The sequence below is a fragment of the Limnobacter sp. genome (assembly GCF_046297615.1).
Lineage (GTDB): Bacteria > Pseudomonadota > Gammaproteobacteria > Burkholderiales > Burkholderiaceae_B > Limnobacter.
Window position 1 is genome coordinate 169,716 of record NZ_JBKBHM010000006.1, and the last position, 12,573, is coordinate 182,288.

Sequence of the window (12,573 nt, forward strand, 5' to 3'; positions counted from 1 at the left end):
CGCAGGTCGAGAAACAAAAAAGCCGGTTCTTTGGAACCGGCTTTTTTATGCGTCAGCACATCACTTCAGGGGTTTGTAACGCACGCGTTTGGGCCGCGCACCCTCTTCACCCAGTCGTTTGACCTTGTCAGCTTCATATTCCTGGAAGTTGCCGTCGAAGAACACCCACTGCGAATCACCCTCGCAGGCCAGAATGTGAGTGGCAATGCGGTCGAGGAACCAGCGGTCGTGAGAGGTCACCAGTACGGTGCCTGCAAACTCCAGCAGGGCATCCTCAAGCGCACGCAGGGTTTCCACGTCAAGATCGTTCGACGGTTCGTCCAGCATCAGCACGTTGCCGCCAGAAATCAGGGTTTTGGCCAAGTGCAGGCGGCCACGTTCACCACCGGACAAGTTGCCGATGATTTTTTGCTGGTCGCCACCTTTGAAATTGAACCGGCCCAGATAAGCACGGGCAGGCATTTCAAATTTGCCCACGGTCAAAATGTCCGCGCCGTCGGCCACACCGTCAAACACGGTTTTGTCATTGGGCAGTGAATCACGGGCTTGGTCCACCATCGCCATGCGCACCGTCGAACCAATTTTGATGCTGCCGCTGGTGGGTTGTTCCTTGCCGGCAATCATTTTGAACAGTGTGGACTTACCTGCACCGTTGGGGCCGATCACACCCACAATCGCACCCGGGGGAATTTTGAAACTGAGGTTGTCGATCAGCAGCCGGTCACCAAAGGCCTTGCTGACATTCTCGAATTCAATGACTTCGTTGCCCAAACGCTCCGCCACTGGAATGAAAATTTCCTGGGTTTCATTGCGTTTTTGGTATTCGTGGCTGGAGAGTTCTTCAAACCGGGCAATACGCGCCTTGGACTTGGCCTGCCGGCCTTTGGGGTTTTGGCGCACCCACTCCAGTTCCTTTTTCAGGGCTTTCTGCCGGGCCGATTCCGAGCTTTCTTCCTGCTTCAGACGGTCCTGCTTTTGGTCCAGCCAACTGCTGTAGTTGCCCTTCCAGGGAATGCCGTGGCCACGGTCCAGTTCCAGAATCCATTCTGCAGCGTTGTCCAGGAAGTAACGGTCGTGCGTCACCGCCACCACAGTGCCGGGGAATTTGTGCAGGAATTGCTCCAGCCAGTGCACTGATTCCGCATCCAGGTGGTTGGTGGGCTCGTCCAGCAGCAGCATGTCAGGTTTACTCATCAGCAGGCGGCACAGGGCCACTCGCCGTTTTTCACCGCCGGACAGGTTGCCCACGGTTGCTTCCCATGGGGGCAAGCGGAGCGAATCGGCCGCAATTTCCATCAGGTGCTCAACATCGTTGCCTGCGGCAGCAATCACTGCTTCCCACTTGGCCTGTTCTTCGGCCAGTTTGTCAAAGTCGGCTTCGGGGTCCGCATAGGCTGCGTAAATTTCTTCCAGCTTTTGTTGGGCCAAGGCAAGGTCGCCCAAGCCTTCTTCCACAGCTTGGCGCACCGTGTGCTCTGGGTTCAACTCCGGTTCCTGGCTGAGGTAACCGATGTTGAGGTTGGGCATGGGCACGGCTTCGCCCTCAATGTCTTTGTCCACGCCTGCCATGATTTTGAGCAAAGTGGATTTGCCCGAGCCGTTCAGCCCCAACACGCCAATTTTGGCGCCGGGGAAAAAGCTCAGGGAAATGTCCTTGAGGATCTGCCGTTTCGGGGGAACGATCTTCCCGACGCGGTTCATGCTGAATACATATTGGGCCATGGCCTGTCCGTGTAATTGGGATGGATTGTGATTTTAAATCAAGGCGGGCAACTGGGGTGCCAGTGCTTGACGCTCCTTGCTTGCTTCACCCAGCAGGGCCATGCCGAGCAGGGCACCATCGGGGCCTTTGAAGAGGGCTTTGACGCCGTTCTCATCGGCGGTGACTTCCCATTGCCCAGCCTGCCCAGGCAGCGGAGGGTTGACCACGGTGGGGCAGTCCGGGGTTTTGATCACCACGGGCATGGCCGGGAATTTGTATTCAGTGGGGGTGCCGGCCAGTGTTTGGGCCATGGCCCGAGCCACCTGCATCACCGGCATGATGTAAGGCAACACCAATTCGCCGAGGTATTCCGCGCAATCGCCCAATGCGTAAATGTGGGGGTTGCTGGTTTTGCCCAGGCGGTCAACCACCACACCGCGCTTGACTTCCAGCCCAGCGCTCTTTGCCAGGGCCGTGCGTGGTGCCAAGCCCACGGCGGACAGCACCAATTGTGCGGTGGTGGTTTCGCCGGTGGAATCGGTGATGGTGTAGCCATCGGCGGATTGGTCAATGCGGACCACGCTGCGGTTCAGCTTCCAACTGATGCCTTGTGCGGCCAGTTTGGCTTGCATGAATGCGCTGCCCTCTGCGGGCAACAGGCGGGGCAGGGGGCGGTCAGCCAGGTCAAACACCGTGGTGTGTACATTGGCTTTGAGCAGGTCGTTGGCAAATTCGCAGCCAATCAACCCTGCACCCAGCACGGCGACTTCAGTTTTGCCGTCCAGTTGGGTGCGGAAGGTGGCGTAGTCGTTCAGGTCGTTCACGCTGATGACGTCGGCGGCACCGTTGCCTTCTAGGGGCAGACGGATGGTGTCGGCACCCAGGGCCAGAACCAATTGGTCGTATTGCACATCGCCGGCCGAGGTGCTCAGCGTTCGGTTGCTGGGGTCAATGGCGGTCACTGTTGTGTCGGCCATCAATTCGACTTTCTGCTGCTCAGCCAGTTTGGCGGCGGGCGTCATCACAAGACTGGCCGCTGTTTTTCCGCTCGCCAAGGCGTTGGACAACATGGGTTTGGAATAAAAATCGCCATTGTCTGCGGTGATGACGCGAATGGAGGCTTCGGGGGCGGCCTTGCGCAGTTCCCGCACCAAGGTCCAAGCGGCAACGCCGCTGCCGATGATGGTCGTGTTCATGTGGTCTCCGTTTGGGGCTATTGTTCCGGGGTACTGTGATTCCGGGGCCGCTTTGGTTAAGATAGAAGCAGCGCATCGTGATCCACAGCCGTTTTCGGCGTGACCCGAGAGTAATCTGTTTTGTAATCCGCTATTATCAAACGACTTGAACTACAACACATCAGAGGGAGACAACTTTGAGTACATTTGAACGTTTTCGCGCGTCTCGCGCTGTGGCCGTCGTTGCTGTGGCCTTCTCCATGACTGGCTTGGCCGGTTGTGGCGCCCTCAAAGCCCTCAAAGACGTGCCTGAATACCTCGATTCCGAGTTTGAAAATGTCGGTCCCCGTGATTTCATCACACGCATCGATTTGGCCCGAGTGAAGCTGGGAATGTCCCCGATTGAAGTCAAAAACCGCATTGGCGCGCCCATGATGAGCGACACCAATGATCAGTCCCGCTGGGATTACGTGGTTAAAACCGGTCAGGGTGCCGAAGAAGAGTATGTGCCCTACGGTGTTTACTTCAAGGACGACAAGGTGGTGCGCGTTGCTGCCCTGGAAAAACCGCCCGCAAGCACGGTTGCTGCTGCTCCAGCCCCCGCGGCTGCAGCGCCAGCCGCTGCACCTGAAGCACCTGCTGCCGCGCCGGTTGACGCTGGTTTGGGCGAGGCCGGTGCCATCGCTGACATGCTGAGCAACTGGGCTGCCGCTTGGTCTGCCAAAGATGTGACTGGCTACTTGGGCTTTTACGGCAGCAACTTCAAGCCCGAGAAGAAATCCCGCTCCGCATGGGAAGCCGAGCGCCGTACCCGCCTGTCTGCGCCTGAAACCATCAGTGTCACACTCACCGACATTCAGGTGACCATGAAGTCTGACACCGAGGCGGAAGTGAAATTCAAGCAGGAATACACCTCCAACCGTTACAAGGATGCAGGTTCAAAAACACTGCTGTTGAGCAAAGACGGTGGCGCCTGGAAGATCAAGCGCGAATTGTTCAGCAAGTGATTGCGTGCGCAGGTCGGCCCGAACGGGCTGATCGGCCGACATAAAAAAGGGAGGCCCTTGGGCCTCCCTTTTTTATGGGTTGTGAGGGGCAGTGGTCAGGCGTCGGACAACTGAATTTTCCCCGAGCCGTCCAGCCGTTCAACCAAATCGCTGCCCATCAGTTTAGAGGGGGTGTAGGCGCCACCCGTGATGTTCTTTTCCATCAGGATGTAACTGGCCACGGCCAAGGAACCCGTGACCGTCAAGCTGTAGCCATTGGCGGTTTTCACCCGGGCAACCAAGGTGCGGCCTTCGGCGTCAGTGGCTTCGCCCCACACGTAGGTGGGTGCCTTGGCGCGGGTTTCTTCGTTCGGCCCTTGAACCTTGCCCGCTTGCCCCTTCAGGATGGTTTGAACAAAGCCCATACCCAACAGGGGCCGAGCCAAGTTGGCCGCGCGCATCATGCGTGCATTTTTGGGCGAGGAGGGGATGAACACTTCCACATTGCGGATCCCGGTGCTGTGAAAGGCCGTGGATACATCACCCCAGGGAATGGACACTGAAAACTTGGTGCCGTTGCCATAATTGATGTCTCGGGTTTTGTGGGCAAGGCCCACCGACTTGATGACCCCGTCTTCGCGCACGCGGCCACCCAGTTTCAGGGACTCCACGGTGGTTTTTGCGGTGCCGGAGGACAATCCGCTTCGGGAATCAAAACCCAGCGTCAACGAGACGGCCTCGGGCATTTGTTCTTTCAGTCGGGCTGCTACACAGTCTGTGGGGATGACATCGAAGCCGACGCCGGGGCACAGCACGATTTTGGCTTTTTTGGCTTTCGGGCTCAATTCCTGAGCCAGCTCGAACACATCAATTTCGCCGGTGATGTCCAGGTAATGCGCTTTGGCCTGAATGCAAGCCAGCATCATGGGTTCGGCAGTCTGTGAGAACGGCCCAGCGCAGTTCAGCACCAGGTCCACATCAGCAAGCCCCTGTTGAATATCCTCGGGGGTGTCGAGCCCGAACACTCTGGAGGGCAGGCTCAGTGCTTGAGCCAGGGCCCCCACCTTGTCCGCATTCCGGCCGGCCAGGATAGGGCGCATGCCACGTTTGGCGGCTTCTTTGGCTATCAGTTCACCGGTGTACCCGTTGGCACCGTAAATCATCCAGGGCATTGCGTCTCCTACAGCGCAAGTTGCCCCCATCGTGTGGGGGCTTTGTTGTTGTCGTTTTCTTAGAAGGCTCAGGATTCCAGCTTGGCTTTCACGCGGTCCAAGAAGGTCCCCACCTGGGCATCGAATTCCGATTTGACGATTCCTTCAGCAATGCCTTTCATCAACCGTGGCACAGGCATTTCAAACTCGCCTTTGGAGCGAAAGGCAATGGTGCATGTTTTGTCCGAATCGGCTTTGATGACCCAACCACCAGACACCTGCGCATTGCCCTCGCCCGGGGCCGGGTTCCAGTCAATCGTGGTTGAGCCGTTGTTGGTGTACTTAACCGTGTACTTCACTTGATGGGAAAGGCCAGCCGCGCCGATCTTTTCCATCTCCCAGCGCCAAACATCGCCACCCGCATCCACGATCTTGTCCAGCTTGGGAAACAGGGCCACGGTATCGGCCACGTTCACCAGTTGGTCAAAGGCCTTTTTGGCGCTGCAGGCCACTTTCAAGGAACGTTCAATTTTGACTTCTACATTCACTGGCATGTTGTTCTCTCTTATATGCGACTGAAACTCTGTCAAGGGTCTGTTCACACCCATCAACCCCAATGAAACAGTGTAAATGCTTTCAGTGAAGGCTGATTGGTTTGCATCACGAGTCTCGCATGGTTCCATGCGGGTTTCAAAGGTTCAGTGCCTGTCTGAGCACCGCCAAATGGGGGATTGGTGCGCTGCGCCATGAGCAAATTCCGCCCACTGGGAGTGTTGCCAACACATCGCCGATTTTTGAGTGTGACTGTGTTGCATTGCGGCAAGAAATCGGATTTGTTTTCGAATAGGTACTCTAGAAAATTCTCCTTTTTTTTGTTGGAATGCAGTTGACAGTTGTGCACCGAAAGCGCATGTTACGCACCAGTAACTTTGATGACGTTCAAGGGGATTCACCATGTCAAATGTTCTTTTTGGCCTGTTTGCAGCCGTGGTGCTGGTAGGCCTTGTCTACAGCGGCGCCAGCCTGCTGACTTTCACCGCCGCCGTGGGTGCCGCTGCTCTGGGCTTTTATGCGCTGGGCGGCTTGGGCCCTGTGGGTTTGACCATTTTCGCGGTACTGTACGTGCCTGTGGCTGTGGTGCTGAATGTGCCTGCGCTGCGCCGTGGCCTGCTGACTTCGCCCATTTTCAAGGCATTCTCCAAGGCCTTGCCCGCCATGAGCCAAACCGAAAAGGACGCGCTCGAGGCCGGTGACACCTGGTGGGAAGCTGAACTGTTCGGCGGTAAGCCCGAGTGGTCCAAGCTGATGAACGTCAAGTACACCGAGCTGACTGCCGACGAAAAGTCCTTCCTGGAGAACGAGACTGAAGCCTTGTGCAAAATGCTCGACGACTGGAAGATTACCTTCGAACTGAAGGACCTTCCTCAGGAAGTTTGGGAATACATGGGCAAGAACAAGTTCTTCGCCATGCTGATTGCCAAAGAACACGGCGGTTTGGGCTTCTCCCCTTACGCGCAATCCTGTGTGGTTGCAAAAATTGCCACACGTTCGCTGACTGCCTCCGTGACTGTGATGGTGCCCAACTCCTTGGGCCCCGGCGAACTGATCATGCACTACGGCACCCAAGCCCAGAAAGACTACTGGCTGCCCCGTCTGGTTGACGGCCGTGAAATTCCTTGTTTCGGCTTGACTGGCCCTGAAGTGGGCTCTGACGCCTCAGCCATTCCTGACACCGGTGTGGTGGTTAAGCGGGTGGTGAACGGCCAGGAAGAACTGGGCATTATGCTGAACTTCAGCAAGCGCTACATCACCCTGGCCCCAGTGGCCACGGTTGTTGGTCTGGCCTTCAAACTGAAGGACCCTCAAGGCCTGCTGGGCGACAAGTCCAAAGTTGATTACGGCATTACCTGTGCCCTGTTGCCCGCTGACACTGAAGGCGTTCAGATCGGCCGCCGTCACTTCCCGGGCGCCGTGTTCATGAACGGCCCCATCATCGGCAACAACGTCTACATTCCACTGACTTCCATCATTGGTGGTCGTGAAATGGCCGGCAAAGGCTGGCGCATGTTGGTGGAATGTTTGTCCGCCGGTCGTGGTATTTCCCTGCCTGCGCTGTCTGCTGCATCTGGTTGGGGCATGTATCTGGCCACGGGTGCTTATTCCCGCATTCGTCGTCAGTTCAAGCTGCCCATTGGCAAGTTCGAGGGTGTTCAGGAAGCCACCGGCAAGATTGGTGGTTTGACCTACAAGCTTGAGGCTGCCCGTATTCTGACCGCAACCGGTTGTGCCGAATGCGCACCTTCCGTTGTGACAGCCATGATGAAATACCACATGACTGAAATGATGCGCGAGATCATCCTGCGCTCCATGGACGTTCACGGTGGCCGTACCGTTATTCTTGGCCCACGCAACTACCTCGGTCAGGCTTACCAAGCCATGCCCGTGGCCATCACCGTGGAAGGCGCCAACATCATGACACGTAACCTGATCGTCTTCGGTCAAGGTGCGATCCGTTGCCATCCTTGGGTGCTGAAAGAAATGCAAGCTGCCCAGAACCCCAACAAAGCCGAAGGCCTGCGCGATTTCGACACCGCCTTCTTCGGTCACCTGGGCCACATTTTCAACCGAGCCATGCGTGCGCTGGTTCTGGGCCTGAGCGGTAATCGCCTGGCGTCCAGCCCCGTGTCCGGTGAAATGGCAGCCTATGCCAAAGCCATCGAGCGCCGCTCTGCGGCCTTGGCCTTCACCGCTGACGTTGCCATGGGTGTTCTCGGTGGCGAGCTGAAGCGTCGTGAGCGCCTGTCTGCTCGCCTGGGCGATGTGTTGAGCCACCTGTACCTGGCCACAGCCGTGATCAAGTACTACGAAACCAACGGCCGCAATGCGGACGAACTGCCCCACGCACAATGGGCGATCGAAGACTCTCTGGCTGAAATCGACAAGGCCTTCATTGAGTTCAATCGCAATTTCCCAGTGGCTGCCATCGGCAAGTTGTTGAGCTTCGTGGCTTTCCCCTTCGGCATGGGCAAAACCCGTGGCCCCAGCGACGCAATCAATGCCAAAGTGGCTGACCTGCTGATGGAACGCAACGCATTTGCTGAGCGCCTGCTGGACAAAGTATTTGTGGGCGAGGGCTCCAGCGATCCAACCGGCCGCATTCTGGAAGCTGCCAACAAGCTGATCTCCATTGAGCCAGGCTACAGCAACTTCCTGAAGGCAGTTTCTTCCGGAAAAGTGGTTGGCGAGGGCCTTGAGGCGCAACTGGCTGACGCCGTGGCCAAGCAGCTGATTTCTGCTGAACTGGCCCAAGGCATCCGCGAGTTCGAACCCATCCGTTTCGATGCGATCTTGACCGACGACTTCAGCAAGGACTATCTGCGCACCAACGGTCAGATTCCCGACGAAATCATCGAAGCCAAACCCGTGACTGAGTACAAGGCTGCCGCCTGACCCTCGGTGCCCGGAACAACACTGTCCAGGCAGTGTTGTTGTAGTGAAAAAGCAAAAGGCCCGGCACACGCCGGGCCTTTTTTGTATCCCGATTCAAGTTGCGCTATGCTGAAGACATGGTTATCGACTTGCTTCGCCACCGGCGGTTTGGTGCATTTTTCTGGACGCAGTTTCTGGGTGCGTTCAATGACAATCTGTTGAAGTTTGCGGTCACTCTGGCCGTAACCTACAACGAAGCCCTGCGTGGCTCATGGTCCACTGGCATTTTGGTGAATCTGATTGCCGGGCTGTTCATACTTCCCTTTGTGTTGCTGTCGGCCACCAGCGGGCAATTGGCGGACAAGCACGACAAAACCCGCGTCATGCGGCTGGCCAAATGGCTGGAACCCCCCATCGTACTCATCACCACGGCTGGCTTTGCGCTCAACCATGTCGAGTTGCTGGTGGCCGGTGTTTTCCTGCTCGGTGCCCAGTCTGCTTTCTTTGGCCCCGCCAAGTACGCGTATCTGCCTGACCACCTGCAACCGCGGGAATTGGTCATGGGCAATGCCTTGGTGGAATCAGCGACGTTCATGGCCATCCTGCTGGGTACCATCGCAGCAGGCAGCCTGATGAGCGCAGGCTCAGACCCAGCCGTGGTCTATTGGGTCTGTGGTTTTGCTTTTTTGGTGTCTGTGGCAGGCGTGGTCAGCAGCCACTTGATGCCGCAGACCCCCCCATACGCCCCCGATTTGAAGGTGAATTGGAACCTGTTCACCGAGAGTGTGCGCAATGTCGCCTTCGCCCGGCGCTTAACCACCGTTTGGCCCTCCCTGCTTGGAATTTCATGGCTTTGGTTTGTGGGGGCAACCTACCTCACTCAGTTTCCGCTGCTGGCCCAGTCGGTGTTCAATGCCAACGCGGGTGTGGCCACTGTGCTGCTGTTCGCGTTCACGCTCGGCTTGGGGGGCGGTGCATTTCTTTGCGAGCGGCTGTCCCACAAGCGTGTGGAAATGGGGCTGGTGTTTTGGGGGCTGCTCACCATGTTGTTGGTGGGCCTTTGCCTGCATGCGGTTTTAACAGGCTACGCCACACCGTCCTCTGTACAGGACGTACCCACCTTCTTTGCCACGCCAATCAATTGGTGGGTCTTGGGGCTGTTTGTGTGCATGAGCGTTGGGGTTGGGCTGTACAGCGTTCCGCTGTATTCCTCCATGCAGGCATGGTCGCCCAAGGAAAGTCGCTCCAGGGTGGTTGCGGCCAATAACATCGTCAATTCCCTGTTCATGGTGGTGTCCGCTGGTTTTGCCATTGCTGTGCTGTTGGTCACTGGCGGTCAGGTGGTCTGGGTTATCACCGGCGTGACCCTCATCAATGCGGTGGTGTTGGGCCTGTGGGTTCGTCGCTCCCCGCACCTGTTCCTCAGGGCTGTGCTGCTGTGGAAGGTGCCGGGCCGCAAATTGCCCCAACTGGATGAACAACCCGCGCTTTTTGAGCCCGTCGGCCGGCTGGTGGTTGTGCCCACTCTGCTGCACGAGAATTACGCCGAGCGCTTGTTGAGTTTGCCGGTTCGATGCACGGTCACCTTGTCAGGGCGCCTGCCTGGCAGTCGTTGGGTCAATTGGTTGCGCAAACACGATTTCGTGTGGGAAGTCAGTCATTTCACTGACGAGAAAACCCAAAAAGATGTGATTCGCCAATTGGCCCAGCGCATGCAGAAGGGCCAGTGCGTGGCGATTGACCGGCCCATGTTCGAATTGTTGCGGCAGCAGTACCGCCTGAATGACATGCCAGCCTTGCTCGCCAAAAGTGGCATCGTCATGACTGTGCTGGAGGTGAGTGAAACCCGGGCTGGCGAGGGTGATGCAACCTTGGGCCTGACTTGGCGTCTAAACCTCAGTGACCGCAGGCAGGACAGGCAACCCGCTTCAGGGATTTGATGTGACCACGAAGAAGGAGATAGTGAACTCATTCGAGTGAATAACTGTTGAAAAAGTAGCACCAAGTTGGCGCACCCGTCGAATTCTCAAGGTGGCGTGGAATTTGCAACTTGATCAGCAGATAGGTTTTACGGAATTGCGCGCGAAATAAAGCCAGACAGTTCCCTGTGTGCGAAGGCACGTGAGGTTTAAGCAAGTTGTGCAGGAGGCGACCATGAACACTGAGCTTGAAAAACCAACCATGAGTTCCGGCGAGTCTGACCTTTTTGGTCAGTTCCAGTCCAGGTATTCGTCCTTACAACAAACCGAAATGAGTCTTGAGGAATACCTCGAGCTCTGCAAACAAGACCCCATGGCCTACGCCAGCGCGGCAGAGCGCATGTTGCATGCCATCGGCAAGCCCGAGGTCATCGACACCCGCAACGACGCCCGCCTGTCCCGCTTGTTTGCCAATCGCGTGCTGCGCCGTTACCCCTCCTTCAAAGAGTTCTATGGCATGGAAGAGGTGATCGAGAACATCGTCGCCTATTTCCGACATGCCGCGCAGGGCCTTGAAGAGCGCAAACAGGTGCTTTACCTGTTGGGTCCGGTCGGTAGCGCCAAGTCCTCACTGGCCGAGCGATTGAAGAGCCTGATGGAACAGGCACCTGTGTATGCGCTCAAAGGTTCGCCGGTGAACGAGTCCCCTCTGGGTTTGTTTGACCCTGTGCAATTTGGTTCGTCGCTGGAAGACAAATACGGCATTCCCAAACGTTACCTCACAGGCATTGCCAGCCCCTGGGCCACCAAGCGCCTGAAGGAATATGGCGGCGACCTGCGCAAGTTCCGAGTCGTCAGGCTGATGCCTTCCACCCTGAACCAGGTGGCCATTGCCAAAACCGAACCCGGCGACGAAAACAACCAAGACATCTCTGCGTTGGTGGGTAAGGTGGACATCCGCATGCTCAACCAGTTCAGTCAGGACGACCCCGACGCCTACAGCTTCAGTGGTGGCCTGTGCCTGGCCAACCAGGGCTTGCTCGAATTCGTGGAAATGTTCAAAGCCCCCATCAAAATGCTGCACCCGTTGCTGACCGCAACGCAGGAGCGCAACTTCAAGGGCACTGAAGGTTTTGGCGCCATCCCGTTTGATGGGGTGATTCTCGCCCACAGCAACGAGTCTGAGTGGCAGCAATTCCGCAACAACAAAACCAACGAGGCTTTCCTGGACCGTGTGTACATCGTCAAGGTGCCTTATTGCCTGCGCGTGTCCGAAGAAGTCAAAATCTACGAAAAGTTGTTGGAGCATTCCTCGCTTCGCAACGCCTCTTGCGCCCCGGGCACCTTGAACATGATGGCCCAGTTCAGCGTGCTGACGCGTCTGAAAGACCCAGCCAACAGCAACCTGTTCAGCAAGATGCGCGTCTATGATGGTGAAAACCTCAAAGACGTCGACCCCCATGCCAAGCCCATTCAGGAATACCGGGATGCAGCCGGCCCCGATGAAGGCATGCAAGGCTCTTCCACCCGCTGGGCTTATAAAGTGCTGTCCAAAGTGTTCAACTTTGACCATCAGGAAGTTGCGGCCAACCCGGTTCACCTGCTGTATGTGCTTGAGCAGCAAGTCATTAAAGACAACCTGCCCGAAGAGCAAACCCGCAAGTATCTGGACTTCGTCAAAAGCTACCTCACGCCCAAATACGCCGAGTTTGTCGCCAAGGAAATTCAAACCGCGTATCTCGAAAGCTACAGCGAATATGGCCAAAACCTGTTCGAGCGCTACATCCAGTTTGCCGACAAATGGATTCAGAATGAGGAGTTCCGCGACCCCTCCACCGGCCAGATTTACGACCGCGAGGCCTTGAACGAAGAACTGAACCGCATTGAAAAACCCGCAGGCATTGCCAACCCCAAAGACTTCCGCAACGAGGTGGTCAACTTTGTACTTCGGGCGCAGGCCGGCAATGGTGGCGTGATGCCTTCATGGACCAGCTACGAGAAGTTGCGCGAAGTGATTGAACGCAGCATGTTCAGCAAGACCGAAGACCTGCTGCCCGTCATTTCATTTGATGCCAAGGGCTCCCGCGAAAACCAGGACAAGCACGACAACTTTGTAGACCGGATGGTGGCCAAAGGCTACACCGAGAAACAAGTCCGCCTGCTGGTTGAATGGCACTTGCGGGTCAAGAAAGCGTCGTAAGGAAACACCAC

At 56.8% G+C, this 12,573-nt stretch carries 8 protein-coding genes; 4 read left to right on the forward strand and 4 right to left on the reverse strand.

Annotated features, from left to right (window positions below):
* Positions 1 to 60 precede the first annotated feature (60 nt).
* Entirely contained in the window at positions 61 to 1,722 is a 1,662-nt protein-coding gene (gene ettA, locus ACK4FF_RS12830) for an energy-dependent translational throttle protein EttA (protein WP_409709936.1), read from the reverse strand.
* Positions 1,723 to 1,755: 33 nt separating this feature from the next.
* Positions 1,756 to 2,898, reverse strand: a complete 1,143-nt coding sequence (locus ACK4FF_RS12835; protein ID WP_409709939.1) for an NAD(P)/FAD-dependent oxidoreductase — start codon at positions 2,896 to 2,898, stop codon at positions 1,756 to 1,758.
* A 176-nt stretch (positions 2,899 to 3,074) separates the two neighbouring features.
* Between ACK4FF_RS12835 and bamE the strand changes: the two genes are divergently transcribed.
* Positions 3,075 to 3,884, forward strand: a complete 810-nt coding sequence (gene bamE / locus ACK4FF_RS12840) for an outer membrane protein assembly factor BamE (protein WP_409709942.1) — start codon at positions 3,075 to 3,077, stop codon at positions 3,882 to 3,884.
* A 95-nt stretch (positions 3,885 to 3,979) separates the two neighbouring features.
* On the opposite strand, the gene ACK4FF_RS12845 is transcribed toward bamE, so the two are convergent.
* Both ACK4FF_RS12845 and ACK4FF_RS12850 read right to left on the reverse strand, forming a co-directional pair.
* Positions 3,980 to 5,035, reverse strand: a complete 1,056-nt coding sequence (locus ACK4FF_RS12845; protein ID WP_409709945.1) for a saccharopine dehydrogenase family protein — start codon at positions 5,033 to 5,035, stop codon at positions 3,980 to 3,982.
* A gap of 68 nt (positions 5,036 to 5,103) precedes the next feature.
* Positions 5,104 to 5,568, reverse strand: a complete 465-nt coding sequence (locus ACK4FF_RS12850; protein WP_409709948.1) for an SRPBCC family protein — start codon at positions 5,566 to 5,568, stop codon at positions 5,104 to 5,106.
* Positions 5,569 to 5,968: 400 nt separating this feature from the next.
* Between ACK4FF_RS12850 and ACK4FF_RS12855 the strand changes: the two genes are divergently transcribed.
* The 3 genes from ACK4FF_RS12855 to ACK4FF_RS12865 all read left to right on the forward strand — a co-directional run bounded on the left by ACK4FF_RS12855 (position 5,969) and on the right by ACK4FF_RS12865 (position 12,562).
* Positions 5,969 to 8,464 (forward strand): acyl-CoA dehydrogenase, encoded by a 2,496-nt coding sequence (locus ACK4FF_RS12855; RefSeq protein ID WP_409709951.1) that lies wholly within the window; start codon positions 5,969 to 5,971, stop codon positions 8,462 to 8,464.
* Positions 8,465 to 8,580: 116 nt separating this feature from the next.
* Complete coding sequence (locus ACK4FF_RS12860; protein WP_409709954.1) at positions 8,581 to 10,383, forward strand: MFS transporter; 1,803 nt, start codon at positions 8,581 to 8,583, stop codon at positions 10,381 to 10,383.
* Between the two features lie 214 nt (positions 10,384 to 10,597).
* Entirely contained in the window at positions 10,598 to 12,562 is a 1,965-nt protein-coding gene (locus ACK4FF_RS12865; RefSeq protein ID WP_409709957.1) for a PrkA family serine protein kinase, read from the forward strand.
* Positions 12,563 to 12,573: the final 11 nt, after the last annotated feature.

Bases quoted from the DNA above. Each gene is read 5' to 3' on its own strand.
- ACK4FF_RS12865 (WP_409709957.1), top strand. From the start codon at position 10,598: ATGAACACTGAGCTTGAAAAACCAACCATGAGTTCCGGCGAGTCTGAC.
- ettA (WP_409709936.1), bottom strand. From the start codon at position 1,722: ATGGCCCAATATGTATTCAGCATGAACCGCGTCGGGAAGATCGTTCCC.
- ACK4FF_RS12845 (WP_409709945.1), bottom strand. From the start codon at position 5,035: ATGCCCTGGATGATTTACGGTGCCAACGGGTACACCGGTGAACTGATA.
- ACK4FF_RS12855 (WP_409709951.1), top strand. From the start codon at position 5,969: ATGTCAAATGTTCTTTTTGGCCTGTTTGCAGCCGTGGTGCTGGTAGGC.
- ACK4FF_RS12835 (WP_409709939.1), bottom strand. From the start codon at position 2,898: ATGAACACGACCATCATCGGCAGCGGCGTTGCCGCTTGGACCTTGGTG.
- ACK4FF_RS12860 (WP_409709954.1), top strand. From the start codon at position 8,581: ATGGTTATCGACTTGCTTCGCCACCGGCGGTTTGGTGCATTTTTCTGG.
- ACK4FF_RS12850 (WP_409709948.1), bottom strand. From the start codon at position 5,568: ATGCCAGTGAATGTAGAAGTCAAAATTGAACGTTCCTTGAAAGTGGCC.